Genomic DNA, 25530 nt, shown 5'->3' on the forward strand with positions numbered 1-25530 from the left:
GTTAGAAAAAGACTTTTCTACAGCAAACGGATAACAAGTAATTCGCTCAATTTCTATCAGCAATCGCCCAAGCGTGATCGGCAACCTAGCACATAAGCAAGATTGCCGATAAGCTGCGTTAAACTCGATTTCAGACTATTTATAAAAAACATCCTGTTAAGTCATCAAGTGAAAAATCCCAAGCGCGGGTGGATAACCTCACGCAAAGTATTTTGGCCAAAGCCTTCCGCGGTGAGCTGGTGGCGCAAGACCCAAACGATGAGCCCGCCGATAAGCTGCTTGAGCACATTGCCCAAGCGCGTAGTGATGCCGAGCAACTGGCGAAAGCGGCGAAAAAAGCCGTGAAAAGTCAGCGATAATCGTTCACTAAGTTTAAGATCGGTGCCCTAATCGGGTGGCCGATCCTAGTCTTTCCACTCGTGATATTACTTTCATAAGCTTATTATCCTCCCCATCCGGCCAAAGCTTGGTTACTCTTTTCGCAACAAGATTGCCAAGGAGAGCCCGCCATGCCCAAGCAAGTTAGCTACACTCAATATCAAAAACGAGTGATCCGCTTCCTGAGCGAATATTTGGGAGCTCAGACGCCATTTACTTATCAACGGACGCAAACCAATCACCTCAAGGTGCTTATCGATTCCCGGTTTGGCCGCGAGCCTACTCTTGGTATTTGCTTTGAGTATTGAAGAATTTGGTACTCCGGCAACTTTAGGAGCACAGGCTGGGTTTAAAGTTCTGGTAACTGGCATTCATGAACGTTTTTCCGACTGGCCGCTGGATATGCCCGGTGCGGCGATTTTATCGCTAATTTTGGTTGGTTTGGCGATGCTTGCTTTTTATCTGCAGCACTGGATAGTGACTCGGCGTTCTTATGTGTCTCAAGGCAGTAAGCCAGCAAGCTTTGAGCCAGTAGAGCTAGGGCGAGCACGCTGGCCGGTTGCTATCCTGTTTGCCTTGGTAGGCGTGATCTCCGTTGGGGTACCGATTTTTTCCGTATTGGCCACTTCTTTGAGTACGACCCTGTCAGGCGGTTTAAGTATTGATAATCTTACCTTTAATCATTATCAAAGCCTATTTGCCAATCAAAGTGGCGCAATGGCAGCATTGACGAATAGCCTTACTTTAGCAACCGGCACTGCCTTGGTTACCGGTGTTTTGGGGGCTTTAGTGGCTTATCTGGTTGTGCGAGCGTCAATTAGTGGTAAGGGGTTGCTCGATCTGCTTTCCTTATTGCCTAATACCTTGCCGGGTATCGTGGTGGCTGTCGGTTTGATTCTGGTCTGGAACCAGCCGGTTTGGTCAATGCCTATCTACAATACGGGTTGGATGCTGCTTTTAGCCTACAGCTGTTTACTGCTCCCTTATCCGGTACGTTATGCCTCAGCGGCTTTACGCCAGATAGGCAGCAATCTTGAGGCAGCGGCACGAGTATCAGGCGCTAGTTTGCTGATCAGTTTTGTACGAATTGTTGTTCCTATAATGATGCCCGCATTGCTGGTTGCGATGCTATTGGTGTTTGCCATTGCGTCACGAGAGCTGGTTGCTTCGTTGATGGTGGCACCAGCGGGCATGTCAACCGTGTCTACTTTCGTTTTTGGTCAGTTTGAGCAGGGATTGCCGGGAGTGGGGATGGCCATGAGTGTCATGGCCATCTTTTCAACAACAGGGCTATTGGTTTTGCTCACGACTCTGGCTCGAAAGAAGTTGCCCAGCGGGGTGATCTAAACATGTCATGATCACGGCTATATTCAATACTTATTACACCATGACAGCAGCAAGAACGGATTTTTATTATGTCGTATGACGTGCTCATTGATGTGTATATCTTCTTTTGGCTATGAATGTTTGGCTGTAAATCACGTAAACGTTGTCAACCCGGCTTAATAAGTATTTTGGCTACAGCTAGGTTAGTTCATCTCAGTCACAACTTGAAAACACCGCTATCGAATGAAAATAAAACGCTAGGGCGTGTTGATCTTTGCTGTATGTATTTTGCTCAGCAATACATCGGCAACCACATTATAGTAAACGCCAGCGATACCATACTGGCGTAATTTCTTGCTAACTTATCATATCTCTTTGATATCACTCGGAAGTGCTTAATCCTCGCGAAAGCATTTTCAACCAAATGTCGATACTTGTAGAGACACCAATCCATGCTTTCTTTGTCGATATCTTGTCCATAATTTCGCTTTGGTATAATCGCTTCACCACCTTTAGAGTCAACATATGTCCTTAAAGCGTCGCTGTCATAGCCTTTATCGGCGATAAATACGTTGACCTCCTTAAGGTGGTCAACAAGACTTTCGGCACGAGAAATATCATTTCTCTGGCCTTCTGATAGCTAGAAATAGATTGGTAATCCACCGCTATCCACGACCAGATGAATTTTCGTTGAGTTACCACCACGACTCTTTCCAATACATTCATTATCTGTGGTCGCAGCTCCAGAGCTATGTTGATGAGTTTTGACTATTGAGTCGTCTGCAAACACCCAGTCAAAATCGGAGAGTTTTGATAACTGTTTGAATAATATGTATAACAGGCCTTTCTTCGACCACAGGTTAAAGCGGCGATAAACCGTGTTCCAGTCCCCAAACTCGGTTGGTAGATCACGCCATGGAATTCCTGTTAGCAAGCGGTAAAGGATTCCTTCAAAGGTCATTCTATGTTCAGATTTATTATAAATGCGGCCAGTGTTCTTCATCACTTGAAGTAGCTTTTTCTACCGCTTATCAGTTAGCATTAGTCTCGGCATGGTATGGAGCTACAGTTTATTTTTGGCGAAACAAATTATAACGCCTTACCATGCTGCTCAAAAACTTATCACGAAAGATCAACAGACCCTAGTGAACAAAGTGCGATCCCGCCCTGAAAGAGCGGCATCAAGGGATCTAAACTTTTCTCTCTTTCATTGATTGTTCAAGTCACAAATTTATCAAAATTCTTATTTGTCAAAAATAATTAGATAAAAAGTGTGGTTACTCGCACAGCAGTAACCCTCAAAAACAATTAGAGTTAAAACTCTAAAATAGAGCTTTAACTCTAAAATGAATCATGATCACCAGCTTAACTACTTGTTTTAAAAAATTTAAATAAACATTTAAAGATTAAATTAACATGGAGGGCGTTATGGAAATACCAACTTGGCAATATGTCATCTCAATGACTTGCTATATTGTTTTTTTGCTCCTTTTAGTTGAAGGAATGAGAAGAACACCACGGTTAACTGCCGTCCTATGGCTCGCATCGTTGTGCACTTTTCCCTTGTGGGCCGATCAACTCGATGGTTGGTTTCGCTGGGTAAAAACAATCAGTGTTCTTTTACCGACAGCGCTTGTGGTAGGATTTGCGAGAGTTGCTTGGTATTACCGCGACAATCCTAATACCATTTTAAAGTTCTTTCGTGGTGATTGGGTACTCAAAGTATTATATGCGGTTCTTTTTCTAAATATTGCAGAAGCCACCTTAAAAGACCTAGTTATAGGAAATTATTTTAACTTTCTATGCGGTATTATTCTTTGTATAACAATCCCATTCCCTCGCTACAAGAATGGAGTTCGTCAATACTGGTTAATATCTAAAGATAAACCAAATGATCTACTATTTTATTCTACAGCAGCATGGAACTTCTTATATACTACCTGGAATCTAGCCTTTGTTTATGGTGAAAATACTGCTTTCTTTGCAAGTTCATTTTGTATATTAATTGCAGCTGAGCTTTATCCTGTTATCAAAAAACGTCCCGAGCTTTATGTCATAGCCCGAGTTTATACTCTAGCTTTCCACATTTTCATTCGAGCCAATATAGATATTTTCACACCAATCATGGATTCCAGTTCATGGAGAAATGAATCTGTACTTTATTGGTGGGGCGCAATTAATCTACTACTTCATATTCCATTTGCTATTTGGTACTTCCGTAAGAAAAAAGAACAAAAAGAGCCACCTTTTGGTAATAATCCGCCACCATTAACAAAGGATTGCATTAACGAATACGATGTAGCTAATGAAAAAACTGCAATTGAAAAATAATGTTTATCTGCGGCTTACAAAGCCTAAGTCGCAGATTATTAATTAACAAGGAACATCGAGGTTCAATGTGAAATTATTAATTAAAACTTTACTTGTTATGCTATTAGCTATGACAGGTACGATAGCTATCGCCCAAGATCAAGGATACTCAAGCGATCAGTTAATCGGCGAGATTTGGCAAGGAACACATGATGGTGCACCAGGTGAAGGGAGTTTGTTTTTTCGTCTGGAATTTCATTCCGAGGGTCTAGTCAGCGTGATGCGTCAATCTGGAGGTTTCAATAAAACCGAAATACAGAATTGGCATATTAATGACAGCGGAAATGTCGTGATTAAAAGTAACCCAGATGACCAAATCACTAACTTTGATAATGCATCATTACGCTATACTGAACGTGAACAAATGCGTTATACCTTAGATGATAGTTCTAGTAATTTTTATAAGTGGCATAAAACAAATTCATATTTACATATTTTATTTGTCTTATTCGGTCTAATACTACTTAATGAATTATGCCGTCATTGGAAACACGCTAACTATTTACTTTGGTTTATCTTGCCAATTGCTTTAATTCCGCTTTTTGCAAGCCATGAGATAACCTACTGGTTTAAATGGGTGAAACTTTATTCTGTCGTAGGTGCTGCTGTATTATTTACTCTCATTCGATTTACCAAAATTGGTAGTATGAAATGGGCTAAGTTTTCTGCTGCTGCATTCCTTGCATTAAATATTTTAGAGGCTGTTTTACAAGACTTCAGTATGGGTAATCTGGCCAACATCCTTAATGCGGTCGGTGGCATTTTATGCATTATTACTCTTGCAGGCTGGGCACAAATTAAAGCCGATGATTCCAAACAGAAAGATATGATATGGCCAGCAATGACCACATTTTGGATCATTGCCTATGACATCTGGAATATCGTTTTTGTTTATCTAAACTTCCCTGGTTCTGCAACGGCACAAGCTATGGTATTGATTGCAGCAACTTTGCCATCTCTACTAATTAAAAAAGGAACTTGGTTGCAAGCAAGAGCATTTACTTTAGCTGGTTCATTTATGTATTACTTCGCATTCCCATCAATGTACGAAAGTCACGTGATTCCGTTACCTCGCAATGATGAATTGATGCTAGCTGCTGGATTAATTAGTTTTATTGTCAACCTAGCTTATGCAATTTTTTTCTTTCGAAAAACAAAAGAGCAGCGTATTGCTTCAGCAGTTGCATAAAAAACATCCATCAATAGCATCTTTTAAATTTAACAATAAATAATATTAATTGGACTAATTTTATGAAAAAACAACTTTTAGCACTAGTAATCACATCAAGTATAATTTCAGTAAATAGCTATGCAAACGACAAAGAGATTGATATGTCTAGCCCCACAGAAGCCTACACAGCCCTTGGAATAGGTTACGGTAACGAAGGGCTTAATTTAAAGGCGATGTACATGCTCTCTGAAGCAGGAGCATCACGAAAGTCAGGTTTTATTTTTGAGGCTAATGATGTCACCGATAAAGAAGGTGGTAACCCAAAATTCTCAGGCATGGGTAGTTCTGGTCCTGAGTTTAATAAAGAAATATCCAATACTAATTATCGCTTTCGGTATGGATCATTGAATACTTTAAATGGTTTAGGGCATATGGTTGATGCCGTAATTAAAGATCACCCTTTCTTTGGTACTACATCAGTAGTACAGGCAGGAGCTGTAGCAACAATTCCAATTGGTAAAAATGCTTATATATGGCCTGTGATACTATTTGGTGGCGTTCTGATGGAGGATAATATGGCTGATCTAACATCGAATCCTGGGGCAAATTTATCTAGTGGTGGTGTTCATTTAGCATCGACTATTTACTCGGCTAAATTTTACGGACGTTATAAATTTAATGACTCATTCTGGTTATTAGGCTCTTGGACATATACCGATGAATTAAATGGTAAAAGTTGGAATAAAGACATACTTGATGGTGGATTACAACTAAGTCCACAACAAATTGAACTGACTCTTGGATATCAGATAACAAATAAACAAAACTTAAGATTTAATTTCTTATCTTATTCAGATAGTGGTGGCTCTGATCGTTTTTGGGTCGAATATAATTACGCATTTTAAATAATTAGAATAGGTGAACAGCATGAAAAATAAAATAATCATAGCTTTAACTATTGCCGCAATATCTACATCATCATTAGCAAGAAATATCAGTGGTGTAGAAGTTTTAGAGACGATCCAAGCTAAAAATTTTAGTCTTAATCTAAACGGTGCAGGTGTCCGATCAAAAGTTTTTATGGACCTCTACGTCGGCTCATTATTTACTGAGCAACCAACACAATCTTCTCAACTACTGATCAATGGTGATTATCCGTCCGCCATCCGTTTAAATATTACTTCGGGAATGATCACTGCTAGTAAATTAACTGAAGCATTAAATGAAGGGTTCCAACTTGCTACCAATGGCAATACAGCCATGATTGATGAAAGTATAAATGATTTTATTGAGGCCACATTTAGAGAAGAAGTTAAAAAAGGGGATCAATTTACTTTTGTAAGTGCTCCTAATGATGGACTTTACAGCTACAAAAATGAAATTCTCCTAGATTATAGAAATGATGACGCCTTCCGTAAAGCGCTATTATCTGTTTGGCTTGGAGATAAGCCAACAGATAAAAAATTAAAAAAACAGATGCTTGGGGGTTGAGTATAATAGCATATACTCTAACAACTTGGAGTTGCAGGTAGGCGGCAAGCGAATTCATCCCCCTGAGAATAGCCAGGCTATTTGATTAGGGTGAACGAATGTAGTCAACACCCCTGCAGCTTCAAGTAGGAAGAGTATAGTTATCCTCTTGGGCGATCAGGGCGACCGCATGAGTGTCTATATTTTCACCACATTATTAAAACCAGCACTTAATACTGCCTCTAGCATCGATGTATTCATCATGCAGCGCTTTTGCTTACCAACAATGCTTAGCTTGGTTGGTTCTTCTCGGAGCATGTTTAAACTCATATGACGTAGGCATGATAGATTCTCTGCACCGTGATCTTTGTATATCTGGCACGCGTCTTCATTCATGGTTACATCAAGCACCCAGTGCATTGATTCTATACCCCAATGTTCTCTGACTGCCATCGCAGCTTGCTCTCCACTAAGCTTTTTAGAACTGGTGTAATAACAGTACTCTAGAGCGACAGATTTTCCTTTCTCAAGGCGAAAATTTTCAACCATAATAATGCTCTGTAAGCCTTTCCAGCGAGAGAAGTTACCTTCAAGTTTCGTACTATCAAAAACATAGCATTGACGAGATTCTATACGGCCGTGTCCTTGCTCTGGAGAAATGTCAGCAACCACATTGGAGCGCTGAGAAGAGAACGCCTTTTCTATTGCTTGACGGAGTTTCCCTTGGTTGCTCTTTACGGCAAGCAAGTAGTCCCCACCTTGCTCTACAATGGTTTTGGCAATTTTGGTTTGGCAGGCCATTGCATCAATGGTGACTAAGGCTCCCTTAATATCGAGCATCTTTATCAGTTCAGGGATCGCGGTAATTTCATTGCTTTTTTCTTCGGTTTTCAGCTGTCCCAACACGAGCTTGTTTGACGATGCATAAGCACTGATAATGTGAATGGTGCTCGCTCTGTCTTCACGATTGTAAGAGCCTCGAAGTGTTTTGCCATCAATTACAATAACTTGACCTTCGGTAAGGGTGTGTATTGATGACATCCAGTTAATGAAGCACTCATGAAACTGCTCGGGTTCAATCGTAGAGATTATTCGAGCAATCGTGTCATCAGCAGGAACACCATGCAAAAACAGGTCATTGCGCTTAAACCAATCATGATGACCGAGAATGTATTCACGGATATCAAACCAGCCTTTCGCACCAGCAATCACCGCACATAGCGAGCCAAAAAGGACTTCGAACAGGCAATAAGTGACCATTGGGCTTTGGCGTTGATCGGTAATCGTTTGAAAATGTTCTTTGAAGTGGTCGATGTGCATGATGCTTTCCCTAAAAAGGGATTATAAGATAACAGCTAAATGTGATCGTCAAATCGATCATGAATTTGATTAAAAAACGTTCGCGATCTCACCCTGCTTGGGCGATGTTTTCATTAGGAATTTAAAAATATTTTTTTTCATTGCCCATAATAAAGATAAATGGGAATAAACTTCCATATTCTACCACTTAATTAATATTTAGGAGTAACCATGAGGCTATTTAAGCTTTGGTGTCGTATATTTGTATTTGATGCTAATAATTGGCCTGATTTAAAAAACATGCTGAAACATTGATGTACTTCACCATGATTTCATTTATAACAGGATTATATAGTTTAATAAAATGGTCATCGGTTGGCTACACTCCATTAGTAATAACCTCGATTTATTGTATAATTTCAGAAATAACGGAAGCCTCATTACTGGGTTAATTAAAATTAAAAACATTTGCGACACATATCGGCTTCTCTGGTATGGTATTTCATGCTTTAAACTTGATCTACCAAACTGGGGGAGTTATTGCATCCCCACAAAGCTTTTGGATCAGCGTACTTTTGGTCGCTTTTTTTTCTTACTGCGGGCCATTATATTGCTTGGGTATGGAGTATTTTAGTGATAGCTTGCTGTAGTATAATGATCTTCAATGATTTATATGGTCAAATGTTACCTAATTTTATACTAAATACGAGCCAAAATAGTCTTGAAGTATGGTCTAGCTTACTCGTACCACTGGCTATTTTGGTTATTGCACAAAGTTATAGCTCTCATAAGCAAAACAAGCATTAAGCAAGCAGCTATAACTCGAGACAAAAGATGGAGTACAGTGCACAGCAAGCACGACAAGGTCAAGAAAAGCTCTTATCACAAGCTCATCTTAACGTCAATAAATTGAATTGTGTGACACAAAATCTTGATAACCAATCCCATTCTTTACGTAACCATATCATAACTTTAAACCAGAACAGCGGTTCACAATCTATTGCTTCGGGACAATTGTCTGAAAGATTATCTCAATTAACTGAAGATATTAATTTTTCAGATCAATCAATTTTGCAGTTAAAACAACGTAGCAATATTATTAATCAACAAGCAACCGTAAGTATAACTTGTTTAAATGCTTCAACTAATGCAATGGATAAAATCCATAATGCTAATCAGAAAATTATTTCAGTAGCTGACTTGATAACTAACATCGCAGATCAGACTAATCTTTTAGCATTGAATGCTGCTATTGAAGCCGCAAGAGTTGGAGAACATGGCCGCGGCTTAGCTGTGGTGGCTGATCAGGTCCGTGAATTGTCAAGTAAAAGTAATTTATTCTCACACGAAATACGAGAGCTACTAAATTCTAGTCGCTTAGAGGTGGAATCTGGTCAACAAATAATTAATTCAACTGAAGCCCAAATAACAAAAATAATTGATGAGATCAGTAATGTTATGACACAATTAGATAAGTTATCCCATTTAATGACTCGAAAAGTATCAACATTATCAGAACTCAGCTCGGCAAGCCATAATTTGGCGGAAAATGTAACCCAAATGAGTATAGTATCAGAATTAGTCTCCGGACAGGAAGAACATTTAAGAGAACAAGTAATAGAATTAAATAATGCTGCTGTTCAACGTACCTCTATTATTGCAAATTCTTATTAACTAATACAATTAAGTACACTGTTATATTCATACAATTTAGTCGAGGTTAAATAAACATGTGCAATTAAAATAAGAGTGATAACGAAAAAAAGACAAGAAAAGAAAGTATTTTAACTTCATAGCGTTCACTAATTTTTTAGCAAAGTTTTTTTCTCGACGAGTGTGAGGAAATTAACATTTCTATATTTGGTTAAAGCTAGCTAAAGCTTATGTTGCCAACAAACCTGGTTTCTTTTTAGAAGTTATAGAATATTTGAGGAATACTATCAAAATACAGATCAGTATCTTCCTACCTTTTATATTATTTATCTGTTAATTAAGGGCGCTATACTCAAGGGAAAGAAACTAGCTTGCACCATTTTTTCGGTTAAAATAGATAGTTAATTTTATGGCGTTCAAATTACTACTGAGAAATTCATAACGGGTTAAATCTAATATAATTAAATAAAGTAGTATTCATTAATGATAGTTAATTGGGCCTGTCGATATTTTGTAACGTATCTGCTATTAATAAATAACTAAAAGAACGGTGATAGCCAAAAAACTATAATTAGACGAGCACTTTGGCTGTAACGCAAAGATTAAACCAAAGAAATTAAAGCCAAGAGTCCAATTACCGCCAGTGTCGCGATAGACATTATGGCAGTAATAATTGAGGGGGTAAATTTTTTTCCTAATTTAAGGTTATTTTTTCCATTCAAAATAGATAAAAATGCTGAGTTCATTTTTCACCGTAGACTGTTTATTTAAGCTAAAACTTTATAGATGTATAACAATTATACTATATTTGTGAGCTAAGTCAAATTTTGATGCAAGAGCACTCACGTTTGTACGAAAGGTTAAGCATTTGTGTATTCTAAGCAACTTGTGGTTCAGCTAGCTGAAAAAATGCCTAAGTCCTCATAATCCGAGTATATTCAAACTATGGAATGACAATGAATAGATGAATGGATGCCACCAAAACTGGTGCTTTGTAAAAAAGAAAGCACAATAAACAACGTCTGTTGACCTACTTGCTGTGCTTTTCATTTTTTAATGATGATTTATCAGTTAACTTATTGATCTTAGCCGGCTTCGATGACTTAAATTTCTACTTTCGCATCCATGGATAAACGCGAGACTTCAATACAAGAATATGCAGGCAAAGTTGCATCACGAGTTTAAAAAACTCTCCATATACTTGGTTCACAATTGGAAAATCATTAAGGCCTTTTTGCTATACCGTAGTTTTGACGATATTTTTGCTATTAGCCCAGGTTTTTGAATAATCTCCAGCGCGTGAGACAGCTTGCAAAGTTTGCTCCGCAACGTCTCCCGGCATTGTTTTTGTATTTAGGTCAATCGGTAATTGACCAGCAGTAATCATTAACTCTCCCAAATTGGCTTCCTAAACGTAAGGACCGCTGGCGATAGGAGCTTTTGAAGCATTAAGGATCTTTGTCATGATATTTACCCAAGTTTAACTATTATAAATAAATCGCTCGCGTCGTGATCATCTTCCAAAAGCCGGCAACATATTCAACATTGCCATGAAGTGAAAAATAGCCGTTAGCAGACCAAAGATTATCAACATGCCTATCATTATATTGCCTCCTGGTGCCATAAAACCCTCATGACCACCTTCTTGTTGGCGAGATTTTCGTGCTAATAGAGCAGGAATAAGACATGCCCATACAGTTGCTGCCGCTCCCGCGTAACCAATCGCAATTACAAAACCAAATGGGAAAAGTAGTGACATAGTAAGAGGAGGTAGAAAAGTGACTAACCAGGTTTTGGTTCGGCCCGATTTACTGTCTTTAAATTTAAAAAGATCGGCTAAAAAATCGAACACTCCAAGACCTACCCCGATGAATGATGACAAGATAGCCGCCATCGAGAACGCATTAATCGCATTCGCCACTTTATTTGAGTCAATAGCACTATCAAGCGCTGCTAGCAACACTTCAACATTACCACCCTGTTCAATCACCGGACCAAATTCGTGGCGAGGCAAGTTACCGTAGATACTCACTATCCATAGAAAATAAAGTGTAAGGGCAATCGCTGTACCGCCAAAAATTGCATTCTTGGCGCGATGTTCACAACCGTAATAACAACGCATGCTAGCCACTGAATGATGATAACCAAATGAGGTCAAGGCAACCGGGAGCATTGCCATAGCGTAAGGGGCATAACTTGACTCTTCATTAATACGATCAAACAACACAGTCGCCTCAATATTGGCAGCCAGACCAGAAACACCAAAAATAAAACTCAATGCCATAAATACGATCAAGACAACAGAAATTCTATCTACTGCTCGTGTAGAGTGCCAGACAAAAAGGGAAAATATAGCAACAAATAGAATAGAAGCAATTTTATTATTAACACCAATTACTCCCTCTATTATTAGCCCTGAAGAAGTAATATAAGCGTAGAGTAAGATTCCACCGACAAAATATACAGCAATGTTGTTAATAGCATTAACTTTATTACCTAGCATATCTTTAGTTACAGTATTAAATGAGACTTTTAATTCGTAACTTTTAAATGCTTCTAATAGCATCCAACCAGAAACTGTCATCATGATCATAGTTAATAAAATAGCTATCAGTGACCACGATGTCCAGGCTCCAGCCCCTGCACTAGGTAACCCTAGCATTCCAGCGCCGACACATACACTTGCAATAATGCAAGCCCCGCCGATTAAAGATGGGCTTTTTTCCATAATTATTTCTCGCCATAATAGTTTAATATTTTAGGTATTTAATTAGCATTAAAGTATTTCTTTCACCTCATGTATCATGATCTGACAAAGTTATATAAGAATGAAATTCTATATAAGCTATTATTAAGTAAGTCTTTAGACGTAAAGGCACACCTCCCGCTAGCAAGAGATGTGCATTAGTTAGTTTATATTTCTTTTAGACGAGCGGTAAAATGACGTAACACTGGTGGTTCATAGGTAAAATCTAAACCTTTTACGTTGTGTGCATTTTCTTTCACTTTTTCAAATGCCTCAATCACAAAGTCCATATGTGTTTGGGTGTAAGTGGCACGAGGAATGGTTAGGCGCAATAGCTCAGCGGGACAGTCAAGCTGCTTACCTGTTGCAGGATCACGTCCCAACAATAGCGAACCGATTTCAACCGCACGAATACCCGCAACTTTGTAAAGCTCACAAGCCAAGGCATGAGCTGGGAATTGATGTGCTGGTATATGAGGAAGCAGTTTACCGGCGTCAACAAAAGCAGCATGACCACCAGCTTGCTGACAAACTACCCCGATAGCTTCTAGTCCATCGACCAAATACTGCACTTGACCAATGCGGTACTCTAACCACTCTTCACGCATACCATCATACAAACCAACCGCTAGCCGCTCCATCGCGCCGCCTTCAAGGCCGCCATAGGTCGGAAACCCTTCTTGAACCACACACAGGGTACGACACTCGTTATAAACGTCGGTCATTGTCTCGTCTTTGAAACACAGCAAGCCACCCATTTGTACCATCGCATCTTTCTTTGCTGACATCGCAAGTGCATCAGCATATTTGTAAGACTCACGAGTGATTTCTTCTATCGTCCAGTCTTTATATCCTGGCTCACGTTGTTGAATGAAATAGGCATTTTCCGCGTAACGAGCTGAATCCATAATAACTGGAATATCGTAACGCTTGGCAATCTCATACACTGCTTTTAAGTTAGCAATAGAAACCGGTTGCCCGCCCGCTGAGTTACAAGTAATCGTACTCACAATATAGGGAACGTTTGCAGGACCAGCTTCTTCAATCGCTAGCTCTAATTTCTCAAGGTCAAAATTGCCTTTAAAGTCAGCATTTACCGATGTATCAAACGCTTCTTTAGTGTAGACATTTTTAGCAACACAGCAGTTTACTTGTGTATGACCTTGCGTGGTATCAAAGAAGTAGTTAGACAATGCAACCATCTTAGAACGATCAAGGCCTTTTTCTTTTTCACGCTTGTTAATCAATACAGGAATATAAATTTGCTCTGCGCCACGCCCTTGGTGTGTTGGGATAGTCAGCTCATAACCAAAAATATCTTTTACTGCATTAGCCAATGTATAATAACTGCGACTACCACTATAGGCTTCATCACCCATCAACATTGCTGCTTGCATTTTCTGGGTTATGGCACCAGTTCCACTATCAGTGAGCAAATCGATAAATACATCATCACTGTCTAATAAGAACGGATTCATTCCGGCCTTAAGAATTGCCTCTTCACGATATTCACGTGTTGTTGTTTTAACTGGTTCAATAACGCGGATACGAAATGGTTCTGGTAAATGTTTAAATTTTTGCATGATATATCCTTTTGTATTTAATCTTTATCATACCCAAACGACTTTAAGTTTCAGCTAAACTATAAGCAACTTCAGAAGAAAAGGTATCGTCATATTTATTTTAAGCGAAAACCATCGCACTAAATAAATAGTGTAATTAGTATTTATTTAAAAATAAAAATAAGACCCAAAATAAAATAGGACTCATTGATAGTTTTAATTAATCTTTAGATTTACTATGAAAAATAGTAGAAAACTAGAACTAAAAATAGGCTCTAGCAGTATGGATTTATCAGTGCGGGAAAACAGGGAGGACAGAAATTTTGTAGTCGTTTGTATACCAAGCCAATGAGCTTGACCATAACTTATCAATTCTTCTTAGATTAATATGCATATCTAATTCCATCGTTAGTTACAGCAGATTATTTAACAAATCCATTATTAGATAAAATAAAATTAAGTAAATTTAAAACAACGCCAAATGTGACTTTCATCAACATATAGAACAGAAAAATAAACTCTTAATCACAAATTTCGTTTTGATACAAAAAAAGGATAACACTATTATATCCAAACAACTTGGAATTTCAGGCAGGCGGTGAGAGAACATTGGAGGATAGACAGGGTAAGATCATGAACATTTCTTGTATAACGTAAAGTTAAATTTGACCTGACGCGCGTGCTGTGATCTTATGCTCTTCTTTTGGGGAGCGACCATGGATATTAATACCATCAAAAAGCATTTCAGTATTATCCGTGACGAACGATAGTGTGCAAAAGTTGACTATTCTCTGTTTGATATTTTGTTTGGGTCTATCTGCGCCGTGATAGCCGGAGGTCAAGGCTGGACTGACGATGGCAAGACTTTGCGCGACTCCTACGATAGAGACGACAGGCAAAGCACCATCATATATGGTGAGCGCCTATGCAAGTGCTAACCAACTGGTACTGGGTCAACTCAAAACCAACAATAAAAGTAGTGAAATTACCGCGATTCCAGAGCTGATTAAGATGCTTGACTTGCGAGGAGCTATCGTGACGATTGCTGCGATGGCCTGCCAGACCAAGATTGCCAAGGCGATCAGTAGCAAGGGCGGTGATTACTTGTTGGTAGTAAAGGGTAATCAAGGCAAGTTGTCGGCAGCCATACATACAGCCTTCGCCCTACACCGCCGGTAACTATTCACCCGCGAGCTATTGACGTCGGGTTATGCTAAAAACGCTGGCGTCTGATAATCCACTTTGAGCATATGATACTCTACGATTCACGCAGCCAGTTATAAGTTGATAGCTGTTGAAGTTTAGCGGTCTCGATAAGTGAGAACATCCGTTCACGGAACAGGTCTCCTCGATATGAACGGGTTACGTAACAGCACTTTCTCATCAATATGTAATTACGAAGAACTCGTTCCGCTGCGTTGTTCGTTAGCGGACATTTGGAGTCATCCATAAAGCGCCAGACCATAGCATCATCTGCGATGAGATTACGGCATCGACCTCGATATCGTTTTGAACATTGATAACTACCCAGTTTCAGCTAATGAAGCCAGCTCTTTCTTAATCGCCTAAGTCGACGATAATATTGATCCTCCGTAATTTTATTCTCGATATATCGATGGTGGCACCTGAATACGCTATGAGCGATTAAACCGAGTTTTTCTCCGATTTTTTGGTTTTCGGGGCAAACGCTCTCCTCGATAGCGATAACGTTTCTTAAGATGTGAGCCCAGCATAGCTGCCGCTTAGAGCTATCAATATATTTGTAGGCTGAATATTGGTCAGTCACTAAAAGATGTGAAACTGCCTCACCAAGCAATCGCTTGGCAGCATGTTGGTTTCTACCACTGTTGATTTGGAAAAAAGCAACGTCATTACTGAGTGCAGCCCACATCCAGCGCTTATCATTATTGCGTTGATGTGAGGTTTCATCAGCCATGATCAGTTCAGCCGCTTTAACTGTTTCATGAATTTGCTTATGAGTATTCGCTAAGTGTTCCGTTACTCGCTCTTGAGCCGCTGATATCGCACCGGTAGAGAAGCTCAACTGAAAGACATCTTTCAGCATTGATTGTATTTTACCTATGCTTTGATGATGCTGTGTCGCTTGGATTGCGATAAAGCTGTGTAGATTTGGTCCCATCTGAACATCAGGAACATATTCTGGAAGCTCGGCTTGATGCTTATCACCACACCATGAGCACTCACCTTTGAAGACTTGATGCTCAACTAATGTGTATGAGATGTCAGGTAAATCGAAGATTTGATGTCGTTTGAAAGGCTTTCTATTGGGAATAACGCAACCACCGCAGTGGCATGTTTTATTTGGTAAATATTGCTCAACCGAGGCACTGTCTTCAATTGGATGAAGCAGTCGGCGATGACCTTTATGACCTGGTTGAGCCCCTTGCTTTTTTCCAGATTTCTTCCTATTCGGCGAAGTATTTTTGGCTTTATTATGCAATGGCTGCTGTGATGATGGTACAGAAGAATTCCGACTATTTTGATTTAGGCGGTCTTCAAGTTCAGCCAGTTTGTTCCATAAAAAATGGATAATATCTTTCGCCTCTTCAGGCGAATCGAAATCTGGCGGTGGAGGTAATGTTTTCTTATTCATACCTCCAGATTGCCACCACAAAAAGATCACTCAAGTTGAATGTGGGATCAAGTGAACTAAGTCACATAATTTTGGTGTCAAGGCATTGCGGGTGAAGAGTTACCACCGCCGAACCCAATTGACAAAACCACCTATCAAATCGAGAAACAAAAGGGCCGCGTAGAAGCACGTACTTGTCATGTACTCAAGGCTAGCGAGTTAGAGGGTGACTTCTCAACGTGGAGCGGACTAGCCAGTATTGTCATGGTTGAAAATTACCGAGTAGCCAAAGGTAAAGCGCCAGAGTTGGAGTACCGCTTCTACATAAGTTCAACTGACAACCTGACCCCAGAGCAGGCAGGAAATGCCATTCGAGCCCACTGGGGCATAGAGTCGATGCACTGGATTTTAGATGTGGGCATGCGAGAAGATGCTTGTCAGATTTATCGACAAAACGCGGCTGAAAATTTGGCAGGGTTAAGACACATGGCGCTTAACATGCTAAGAGCTGAGCCAACCAAAATTAGTGTGCCAATGAAGCGGAAACGTTGCATGATGACCCCCAGCTTCTTGGAGCATGTCTTAGTTGCTGGATTTAAGTCAATGACTAAATCCTAACCATTCATGCGGACGCCCTGGATTTTATTCGAGAACTTTAAGTAAAAATATGATAATTTTCAAGGGCACTGTTGGTTTTACACTTATTGATTTCATACCATCGTAAGTACACATGCTATTTCTATCAATACAAGATATTGAGTGCGTATATTGATATCTATAGTTAATTGCTGAAATATTTTAGCATACCCCAATTTGGTTATAGTCTCTTTGCTAGTAATCAATATAATGCGAGCAAATCTTACAATTGTTTAACTAATCTATCAGATTTAACAAAGCCGCAGTTCCATTGATACAGGATACTTATGAAAACTCATGATAAAATCATACTCGCAAGCTTAAAATTATTTAATGAAAAAGGAGAACGTGCAGTTAATACAAACCATATTGCTGAGTATTTAGGCATTAGCCCTGGGAATCTCTATTACCATTTCCGCAACAAAGAGGACATTATTAAATCTATCTTCGAAAAATACATAGAACATACGCAACAAAGCTTCATTGCTGATGACGAAAACACTCCAGCCGAGGTATTTCTCCAACAGTACTGTGATCAAGTATTCAATAGCTTCTGGCAGTTTCGCTTTTTTCACAGTAGCATGCCCGGTATTGTGCTTCGAGACAAAGAGTTACATAAGCGTTATCTTTCTGTCCACAGTGTATTAGGTGAAAGAGCGAAGTATTCAGTTATCAGGCTTAAAAATGATCAAATCATTAATATTGATGAGCAAGACATTGATGATCTTGTTGAGTTGATGCGAGTGGTGGGTAGCTTTTGGATGAATTACTTAATGGCCAATAAATTGAACGGAAAGATAACCAAAACCGAACTCTATCGAGGTATTCTCAAAATCATCAATTTACTTTGGCCTTATACAACACCGACAGGTAAACAGCGACTGTCAGTTTTGCGTGTACGATATCAAAAACTCTCCCGCTCAAAAAAATCTCTTACCTAATACCCATACTCAGCTTTTTAATTATCCTTAACAGATACGGTATTGCTTGGTATGTCGTTAAACTCTACACCAAGCAATTCGATCGACTCATTGACTTTTTACAACTATCAATACGCAAAAAACCTCCCATTAGATCTTGCATTTCACATCACATTTTTTAATAAAAAATGCAGTCGAATTAAACAGTATCTGAAAAGTGTGGTTAATTGCACATCATTTGGTCATTCATTGCTCTAGAGTTAAAGCTCTAAATAAGAGCTTTAACTCTAAAAAAAAGGGGGGTGCTCTTACTGTTTATATAACCAAACAACTTAGAGTTACAGGTAGGCGGCAAGTGAGTTCATCCCCATGAGCATAGACAGACTATGTGATTGGGATGAACGAATGTAACCAACACCCCTGCAGCTTCAAGTAGGAAGGGGATAAAACTAATAACGATAAAGTTGTGTTACAAACATAAACTCATTTTGTTCTTTATTTCTGCATTAATTAGTAATGGGGCTATAAGCAAAAATTCATCGATTAACAATATGAGTTTGATAGTAATTAAATCTTAGGTGCTGTTGAACAGTATAAGTGAGGTCCCAATGTTTTTCTTTGAATCTATACCTTGGTATAACTGGATAATGTGGTTGATTGTACTTGTTACATTAATGGGTTTAAATGAAATTATTCGTGCTAGCAAATGGGCAAGCTTGGCTATTTTTATTGCTTTGCCTATCGCTCTAACTCCAATATGGCTATATATGGGTAGTGATGTTACCTCTTGGTTTACTTGGGTAAAGGTATATTCCGCTTTAGCCGGTAGTATTATATATTTAGTTATTCGCTTTACCGATTTTCACAAAAAGCATCCCTGGTATCTTATTTTAGTGCCCGTAATTCTCGCTATTAATATTTTTGAAGCTGTAATGCGGGAATTTCAAGTCGGTATCGCTGGTTTCAATGGTATCGTCGATGGAATGCAGTATATTTCTGGTGGCTGGAACTATGTGAACGCTTTCGCAGGCATACTAAATATTATCTTGATTTGTGGATGGACAGGCATCTTTGCGTATAGAGGGCAAAGAACTGGCGGAATTCGCTATGACATGCTCTGGCCAGATCAAATTCGCCTGTGGGTAATCGCTTATGGTATCTGGAATATTGCCTACGTTTACTCTTGTGCTCCCGGAAATGCATTTTATTCGGGTGTCGCACTTAATATTTCAGCCACTATTCCAGCTTTATTTTGGGCAAAAGGGACTTGGATGCAAAACCGAGCAGCGACCCTCAGTTTTTGGATGATGTGGGTAATGACTTTCCCTTACTTTTTTGCCATCGGTAGTACATTTAACGTCGCTCCCAGTTATAACCCAATGGCTAACTGGAGCATATCTCTACTCTCTTTAGTATTAAATCTGTATTTGGCAAGCTGGCAGCTACGTCGAATTTTACTAAAACGTTTAAACCCAATGAGAGATGAAATTTTTTCAGATCAGGAAGAATATAAATCCATTAATGCTTATCGCCAATAATCTTTAACATGCCCACAATAAATAACTTACATGTGGGCATCACTTTATTAAAAAGGAATCTATTATGAAAAAAGCACGCTTGATAGTTGTTACAATTATCATTCTGCTACTCAGTTTGCCAATCTATGTCATGTCGACTTTCATCTTCAAAAATCCTATACCTGATGATGAATTCTCAGCAAATTTAACCAGTATTGTCGATAATCTTGAAACCAAAATCGAAGGTAAAGGTGAACATACCCTAGTTTTTATCCATGGCTATCCTGATAGTCTCGAAATGTGGGACAAACAAGCCGATTTCTTTAAAGAAAACTATCAAGTCGTCCGTTTCACTCTACCAGGTTTCGAACAAACAGATCGCGAGTTACGCCCACACTACAGTATCAAGCAGATGAGAAGCATTATTGATAAATTTATAGAACATTTAGATCAACAATCAATTACCGTTATTGCCCATGACTGGGGAGCAGTATATGCCTCTCATTACCTAAAACAAAACGATCTCGTTGATAGGCTTATCTTGCTTGACATCGGTAGTTTTGCCGATGAGCCGCGACCTAAAATAAATGTTCAATACACGTTAGCTTTAGCAGTTGCGTGGACTCTACCTGATTATCTTGGTACCAAGCTCGCGCTTTTCACTGCTGATAAAATCTTACAAGTTCCACGTGTTGATCCTCATAAATCTATTGAAGATTTAAGACCAGATTCTAGATTGACTTATCCTTACTGGCATTTATGGAAAGAAGTACTGACAAGTAATACGACACAACCTGTAATAGTCGATGATTATGGAACGCCATTTTTATTTATTTATGGCAAAGACAAATCAATCTGGTTTCATGCAAAAACATGGGAACAAGAAGTAATTGATAAAAACAAAGGTCAAATTGAAGTAGTTCCCGGTGGCCATTGGTTTATGCATTCATATCCTGAATTAGTGAACCAAAAAATCTATAATTGGTTAAATACGAGATAGATTCAAAATAATTTTACATGTCTTTGCCTACAAAAAGATAAACCATTTAAACAAACTACTTGGTGTTTCAGGTTGGCGGTAAATTAATGAATCTCTTATTGACCCAAGGCACGACCATCGCTTCACCAATGCCTCTTGCAGGGCATATCCAGCCAAATAAGTAGGCGTATTCAAACTGCTGTTGTTTCACGGCTCTAGGCCTTGTACCTCGTGCTGCCCAAAGTCGGGTGGTGGTATTTTGTTGTCCAAAACGAGCTTCATCTTGAAACCAAACATCGACATTCTCCAGCCCCATGTGGCCTGGGATCTTAAGGATCGTTTCAATTTTTAATTTTTTTAAAATCGTCTTGGATTTGCTGTAATTGTTTGGGGTGTTTTGACCGAGAAGTGATCCATGAGAATCCCATATGGTCGAGTAAATAATAAATAGAATCAGGATGATTATGTTGACCAAATTCTTTGACAATATAAGCATGGATATCAGCAACAATGAGTCGTCCACCTTGTGGATTTGTAATGCATTGATCTATTTGATTTTTTTATCAGGGGTTAATAAAGGAGGTCTTCCCGTTCTTGGTTTTTCCTTAAGTCCCTCCAGTCCTTCCTCAAGGAAGGTTTGCACCCACTTATTGACACTAGTACGGCTCACTTTAAGAAATTTAGCAATTTGGGTGTGAGAGTGGCCATCTTTAAAGTGAGCGAGGGCGAGCAATCTCATTTTCATTTGAATGGATTTTTGTTGGCTCTCCAGTTTTTTGAAGTCGATATTGTGTAAGCTATCCATGGTTAATCCATCCTGATATTGAATGGAGTTAATTAGGTCATATTTTTATTTAGATTGTTATTACATACAGACAGCCATGGACTTTGTTATTGAAGAATTTGAAAAATTGAAAGACAATGCGCACAACATGAAGGGGTTAGATTTTACCTATGAACCGTCAGTGTTGCGTCATTTTACCGCTCGTCTAAAAGAAATATAAAGTAACTAAGGCACATCTCTTGCCGCGCGAGGTCTGCCTGTATTGCCATAGCGAAGCGATGAAAAAATAGAGTGATGGATACAGAGCGCTGAGTCTAACCGTTTGATTAGGTAAATGTTCTTTATAGACTTGCTTGAGAAGTTGAACATCCACCTGTTTTTTTACTATCTAAACCGTCGATAAGCTAAATATCGCCAGCCTCTTTCCAACGGGCCTTGCCCATAGTGACGTTGCCAGAAATCAGCAAACCATATTTGAAAAACGGTTAACACAATCACTAATACCATCAGCTCTGGTCTACCAAGTTGCCCCCATAACTGCGGAGCAAGCCAAACAAAGATCAGATAAACCATGACGCTTTGTAATATATAGAGCGTAAATGCCATTCTGCCCACTTGCTTCAATAAGCGAACCAACACATGATGATGGTTGGTAAATAACATCAATAGCGAACAGTAGCCAATCGCTGACAGCAAACCGGTCAACATCATCAAAAGTATCGTCGAGAAGCCAACGTCTAAGCTCAGCCCGAATGTTATCCGTAGCTGCTGTACACCCCATCCTGAAATTAATCCGAGTAGTAAGCAACCAAGCCCCCAAGGTAGCCAGCGACTTTGTTGAAAGAAACCGTTTTTGTACAGCAAAATACCGATCAGCATTAAGCCGGTGTTATACCAAAGCACGGTTAATGGAATAAATAGTAAGAATTGTGCAAAGTTGATGGTTTGTGCCAATAATCGGTCTGGGTAACTGGTCCATGTTTGTTGCAGTGTTGTGAGGTCTGTTCCACTCAAGGGTAGCTCTGCGGTGAAAATTGGGATGTCGTGATACATCAGTAGGGCAACGAACCCCAGCATCACCAGTTGGCCTAAACCCATCAGTACGAATGCCAGAACCCATTGCTTTTTGCTGCTGAGATCGAGTAAGCGTATCAGCAAAAATCCACAGCAGGCGTACAGCGTTAAAATATCGCCCTCAAAAAGTAAAAAACCATGCAAAAGGCCAAACAATAATAACCAACGTAGCCGTGACGACAATCTGGCCTGCGCTGGGAGGTTTTTTGCTAGCGCACTTTGATACTGAATATACAATCCCACACCAAACAGCAGGCTGAAGATCGACATAAAGCGGCTCTCAAACAACAGGCTTTGCAGATGATACACAGGCACTTCCCATGCTGATAAGCCTTCGCGCCAAAATGGGCTGTAATAGGCCTCAATAGGGGTTGCCATCGCCATGATGTTCATAAACAGTATACCGAGAACGGCAACCCCTCGGATAAAATCTAGGCTTTCAATGCGTTCAGCCATTGTATTTCCCTTTGCTACTACCAACAGAAAAAGCACTGAGCTTCGAGATTTTAATTACTTGAATCTACAAGTTTTACTGGTCTTAATCGTTTTTATTATACGAGTAAACGTACCTAATTATCGTCATCTAAATCACGGCTTTTGCTCGTTAACGCCAATCAATATTAGTTTAAAGTTCGAGCTTTTCTGCTATATGAATATTCTTATAGGCCTAAAGTTTTTAAGGTTTATCTACTATTTAATGAGCCAGAAAGTGCCAAAAAACAAGCTTTGTTTCAATTCGATTAGTGATTTTCTTTCATACCAAATTAAGTGGTGTAAACTGCTGACGCAAGGTCAATTTGACCATGGATCCACTTTAAATGATTGATAAGGTAATGGAGTGAAAAAACTTATTTTAATCGTGGTATGTGCCATGTTTGCGATCGCAGCAATCGCAAGCATAGCCGCCACCGCTTTTATCTCACGTGACGAGATAGATCATATTATCCTTGAGCGTTCTCAATCTCAGGCTGAACTTCTGGCTGAAAACGCCAGTTATATTTTATCCCACTCTACGAATCCCGAAGCTGATTTGCAGTCAATGGTTGAATCATTAGGAAAGCGCAGTGATATAAGTTACGCGGTTGTGATTGATAGAAATATTAAAGCAATGGCGCATAGTGACCGAGAGAGGATTGGTCGTGCTTATACGGATGATTATACGATTGCCGGAGCAGGACGAGGTCAGCCTCAACATTCACGTTGGTACGCCGATGTTCAAGACGTGTGGGTATACGACATCATGATGCCAATCTATGTTGACGGACGTTTATGGGGAGCATTTGATGTTGGTATTCCGATAACAGAAGTGGATAGCGCTGCAAACGGTATCGCGATTGCACAGCTCACCGCGATTGGTTCGATTTTTGTGGTTTGTATGTTGGTACTGATCTGGGTATTGGATCGTTTATTCGCCCCACTTAAAGGATTAGAACATGCATTGGCCGATATTTCCAAAGGGGATGGTGATTTGACGGTACGCTTACCCGTGACTGGTAACAATGAAATCACCCGTATCTCAGTGGCTTTCAATACTTTTGTTGAGAAGATTGATCACATCATTAGCAATGTTGTCGAAACTGGTGAAGAGCTTGGACGGTCGGCGGAGGCTTTACGTGATAAGGCGGCACAATCGCTCAGACGCGGAGAGTCCCAAAGCGAGCAGGCCTTGCTGGTGGTGACCTCGATGAATGAGATGATCGCGACTATTAATGAGATCTCACACAGTGCCTCGAATGCCGCAGATTCTGCATCGTCGGCTAATGATGAAACTGAAGCAGGTAAGCAAACTCTGCTCGAAGCGACGCAGACGATTAATCAACTTGATACGGAAATGGACAATATGTCGACGGTGATTACTTCCCTCGCTGAACGTACGCAGTCTATTGTTTCGATTCTGGATGTGATTCGTGGTATCTCTGAGCAGACTAACTTACTGGCGCTCAACGCTGCTATCGAAGCCGCGCGTGCTGGTGAAGCCGGACGAGGATTTGCCGTTGTTGCGGATGAAGTACGTAGCCTTGCCACTAAGACGTCAAAATCGACGGAAGAGATTCAATCCACTATCAATCTACTGCAAAAAGAAGCCCAAAATGCGGTTGATGCCATGGATACCAGTAAGGCGTTAACGAAGGAAGGCAATCGTGCCACGGAACAAGCCTTACGGGCATTGGAAAGTATTGCTACTCAAGTCAGTACTATATTGGACATGAACACTCACGTGGCAACCGCGACTGAAGAGCAATCGAGCGTGGCTAACGAGATTAATATCAATATGGATAACGTTAACCAAGCAGCGCAAGCCGGTTTAGAAGATAGTCACAGCTTGGAGGCTAGTAGCCAAGATTTGTCAGGGTTGGCCAAAACGCTTGATCACCATGTAGGGGCATTTAAAGTCTCTGTAAGTAAATAGTCAATTAGGTCACGTCTTGCTTCCTACTTTTGATGGATTATACTCTTTCCGTTGGAAGCCGTGGCGGCCTTGATTGTGTTCGTTGATCCCAATCATAGGGTTTATTCATGTGATTGGGAACTTATCAACTGACGGTCGGTCTATGGTTTCAAGTCGTTTGAGTATAGATGTTGCTTAAACGGTGGATGATAAAATGATTCAATTTAAACGAGGTGTTATTGTGAAGAAAAAACCGTTTCCTCCGCAGTCAAAAGCGGATCATACGCAGGAAATAGCGTTAGATCATGGCCGAGGGGTGATCAAAGATAATGCGCTGAAAGCCGTTGTCACCAGTTCGTTATTTCGTACTCGAGTGGTTAAGGCGCAAAAAGGCAAAGGTAGTTTTAAACGACAAGCGAAACATAAGGGTCAAGAACCCTGTACAAAATGGAATAGGTTCTTTTTTGTACAGGGTTTTTCTTTTATCACTGCTTAACCTCCCGCCATAAACGCTATTCTTTTCCTGCAAATATTCTAACTTGAATCAACACTGACACTTCTTCGCCACATTAATAACCGATTTTTTATTTCCAACCAAAGATTGGCAATCTTATTGTTATGTTATAACATTTGATTTTGCTTGGTGGTGGTATCAATCTAAAA

At 39.7% G+C, this 25530-nt stretch carries 20 protein-coding genes and 5 pseudogenes; 16 read left to right on the forward strand and 9 right to left on the reverse strand.

Annotation, left to right across the window (positions count from 1 at the left end; all coding sequences use genetic code 11):
* Positions 1 to 173: 173 nt before the first annotated feature.
* The 3 genes and pseudogenes from FKN88_RS04885 to FKN88_RS04895 form a co-directional block, all read left to right on the forward strand.
* Positions 174 to 359 (forward strand): annotated as a pseudogene (locus tag FKN88_RS04885) (type I restriction endonuclease subunit S); the annotation flags it as partial.
* A 150-nt stretch (positions 360 to 509) separates the two neighbouring features.
* A complete protein-coding gene (locus tag FKN88_RS04890) occupies positions 510 to 686 on the forward strand; it encodes a hypothetical protein (RefSeq protein WP_154167742.1) in 177 nt (58 codons plus the stop codon).
* Entirely contained in the window at positions 676 to 1725 is a 1050-nt protein-coding gene (locus tag FKN88_RS04895) for an iron ABC transporter permease (RefSeq protein ID WP_238925759.1), read from the forward strand. Before FKN88_RS04890 ends, FKN88_RS04895 begins: the two co-directional genes overlap by 11 nt.
* Before the next feature lie 271 nt (positions 1726 to 1996).
* Here the strand turns inward: FKN88_RS04895 and FKN88_RS04900 are convergent.
* A pseudogene (locus FKN88_RS04900) lies at positions 1997 to 2710 on the reverse strand (IS5 family transposase).
* A 422-nt stretch (positions 2711 to 3132) separates the two neighbouring features.
* On the opposite strand from FKN88_RS04900, the gene FKN88_RS04905 reads away from it, so the two are divergent.
* The 4 genes from FKN88_RS04905 to FKN88_RS04920 all read left to right on the forward strand — a co-directional run bounded on the left by FKN88_RS04905 (position 3133) and on the right by FKN88_RS04920 (position 6736).
* Positions 3133 to 4035: a hypothetical protein gene (locus FKN88_RS04905; protein WP_154167745.1), complete on the forward strand. Its 903-nt coding sequence runs from the start codon at positions 3133 to 3135 to the stop codon at positions 4033 to 4035.
* Between the two features lie 67 nt (positions 4036 to 4102).
* Entirely contained in the window at positions 4103 to 5263 is a 1161-nt protein-coding gene (locus FKN88_RS04910) for a DUF5692 family protein (protein ID WP_154167748.1), read from the forward strand.
* A 62-nt stretch (positions 5264 to 5325) separates the two neighbouring features.
* On the forward strand, positions 5326 to 6150 hold the full coding sequence (locus FKN88_RS04915) for a hypothetical protein (protein ID WP_004394982.1): 825 nt from the start codon (positions 5326 to 5328) through the stop codon (positions 6148 to 6150).
* Between the two features lie 22 nt (positions 6151 to 6172).
* Positions 6173 to 6736 (forward strand): chalcone isomerase family protein, encoded by a 564-nt coding sequence (locus FKN88_RS04920; protein ID WP_040904219.1) that lies wholly within the window; start codon positions 6173 to 6175, stop codon positions 6734 to 6736.
* 177 nt (positions 6737 to 6913) lie between these two features.
* Here the strand turns inward: FKN88_RS04920 and FKN88_RS04925 are convergent, their stop codons facing one another.
* A complete protein-coding gene (locus tag FKN88_RS04925; RefSeq protein WP_154167753.1) occupies positions 6914 to 8035 on the reverse strand; it encodes an ISAs1 family transposase in 1122 nt (373 codons plus the stop codon).
* Positions 8036 to 8848: 813 nt separating this feature from the next.
* Between FKN88_RS04925 and FKN88_RS04930 the strand changes: the two genes are divergently transcribed.
* On the forward strand, positions 8849 to 9688 hold the full coding sequence (locus FKN88_RS04930; RefSeq protein ID WP_154167756.1) for a methyl-accepting chemotaxis protein: 840 nt from the start codon (positions 8849 to 8851) through the stop codon (positions 9686 to 9688).
* A 1216-nt stretch (positions 9689 to 10904) separates the two neighbouring features.
* Here FKN88_RS04930 and FKN88_RS04935 read toward each other — a convergent pair.
* From FKN88_RS04935 to tnaA, 3 genes are all read right to left on the reverse strand, one after another.
* Complete coding sequence (locus tag FKN88_RS04935) at positions 10905 to 11054, reverse strand: RidA family protein (RefSeq protein WP_238925760.1); 150 nt, start codon at positions 11052 to 11054, stop codon at positions 10905 to 10907.
* Positions 11055 to 11180: 126 nt separating this feature from the next.
* The gene (locus tag FKN88_RS04940) at positions 11181 to 12395 is read right to left on the reverse strand and encodes an aromatic amino acid transporter (protein WP_154167759.1); all 1215 of its coding nucleotides are present in this window, start codon (positions 12393 to 12395) and stop codon (positions 11181 to 11183) included.
* Positions 12396 to 12580: 185 nt separating this feature from the next.
* A complete protein-coding gene (gene tnaA / locus FKN88_RS04945) occupies positions 12581 to 13996 on the reverse strand; it encodes a tryptophanase (RefSeq protein ID WP_004394987.1) in 1416 nt (471 codons plus the stop codon).
* Between the two features lie 695 nt (positions 13997 to 14691).
* On the opposite strand from tnaA, the pseudogene FKN88_RS04950 reads away from it, so the two are divergent.
* Positions 14692 to 15148 (forward strand): annotated as a pseudogene (locus FKN88_RS04950) (ISAs1 family transposase); the annotation flags it as partial.
* 85 nt (positions 15149 to 15233) lie between these two features.
* Here the strand turns inward: FKN88_RS04950 and FKN88_RS04955 are convergent.
* Positions 15234 to 16589 (reverse strand): annotated as a pseudogene (locus FKN88_RS04955) (IS66 family transposase).
* A gap of 138 nt (positions 16590 to 16727) precedes the next feature.
* Between FKN88_RS04955 and FKN88_RS04960 the strand changes: the two are divergent.
* The 4 genes and pseudogenes from FKN88_RS04960 to FKN88_RS04975 form a co-directional block, all read left to right on the forward strand.
* Positions 16728 to 17186 (forward strand): annotated as a pseudogene (locus FKN88_RS04960) (ISAs1 family transposase); the annotation flags it as partial.
* 305 nt (positions 17187 to 17491) lie between these two features.
* Positions 17492 to 18145: a TetR/AcrR family transcriptional regulator gene (locus FKN88_RS04965; RefSeq protein ID WP_004394990.1), complete on the forward strand. Its 654-nt coding sequence runs from the start codon at positions 17492 to 17494 to the stop codon at positions 18143 to 18145.
* A 587-nt stretch (positions 18146 to 18732) separates the two neighbouring features.
* Positions 18733 to 19662 carry a DUF5692 family protein gene (locus FKN88_RS04970; protein ID WP_004394991.1) on the forward strand — a complete coding sequence of 310 codons (930 nt, stop codon included), beginning with the start codon at positions 18733 to 18735 and terminating at the stop codon, positions 19660 to 19662.
* A gap of 64 nt (positions 19663 to 19726) precedes the next feature.
* Positions 19727 to 20641: an alpha/beta fold hydrolase gene (locus tag FKN88_RS04975; protein WP_154167765.1), complete on the forward strand. Its 915-nt coding sequence runs from the start codon at positions 19727 to 19729 to the stop codon at positions 20639 to 20641.
* A gap of 320 nt (positions 20642 to 20961) precedes the next feature.
* Here FKN88_RS04975 and FKN88_RS04980 read toward each other — a convergent pair whose 3' ends face one another.
* Both FKN88_RS04980 and FKN88_RS04985 read right to left on the reverse strand, forming a co-directional pair.
* Entirely contained in the window at positions 20962 to 21171 is a 210-nt protein-coding gene (locus tag FKN88_RS04980; protein ID WP_306690722.1) for a winged helix-turn-helix domain-containing protein, read from the reverse strand.
* Positions 21168 to 21425, reverse strand: coding sequence for a helix-turn-helix domain-containing protein (locus FKN88_RS04985; RefSeq protein WP_154167767.1), 258 nt, complete (start codon positions 21423 to 21425; stop codon positions 21168 to 21170). Before FKN88_RS04985 ends, FKN88_RS04980 begins: the two co-directional genes overlap by 4 nt.
* Before the next feature lie 76 nt (positions 21426 to 21501).
* Between FKN88_RS04985 and FKN88_RS04990 the strand changes: the two genes are divergently transcribed.
* Positions 21502 to 21624 carry a hypothetical protein gene (locus FKN88_RS04990; protein WP_004394993.1) on the forward strand — a complete coding sequence of 41 codons (123 nt, stop codon included), beginning with the start codon at positions 21502 to 21504 and terminating at the stop codon, positions 21622 to 21624.
* 164 nt (positions 21625 to 21788) lie between these two features.
* On the opposite strand, the gene FKN88_RS04995 is transcribed toward FKN88_RS04990, so the two are convergent.
* Positions 21789 to 22934 (reverse strand): DUF418 domain-containing protein, encoded by a 1146-nt coding sequence (locus tag FKN88_RS04995; protein WP_154167773.1) that lies wholly within the window; start codon positions 22932 to 22934, stop codon positions 21789 to 21791.
* A gap of 382 nt (positions 22935 to 23316) precedes the next feature.
* On the opposite strand from FKN88_RS04995, the gene FKN88_RS05000 reads away from it, so the two are divergent.
* Both FKN88_RS05000 and FKN88_RS05005 read left to right on the forward strand, forming a co-directional pair.
* The gene (locus FKN88_RS05000) at positions 23317 to 24888 is read left to right on the forward strand and encodes a methyl-accepting chemotaxis protein (protein ID WP_154167776.1); all 1572 of its coding nucleotides are present in this window, start codon (positions 23317 to 23319) and stop codon (positions 24886 to 24888) included.
* 217 nt (positions 24889 to 25105) lie between these two features.
* On the forward strand, positions 25106 to 25363 hold the full coding sequence (locus FKN88_RS05005; RefSeq protein WP_373567170.1) for an alternative ribosome-rescue factor A: 258 nt from the start codon (positions 25106 to 25108) through the stop codon (positions 25361 to 25363).
* Positions 25364 to 25530 lie beyond the last annotated feature (167 nt).

The organism is Vibrio sp. 2017_1457_13 (genome assembly GCF_030851525.1).
Lineage (GTDB): Bacteria > Pseudomonadota > Gammaproteobacteria > Enterobacterales > Vibrionaceae > Vibrio > Vibrio metschnikovii.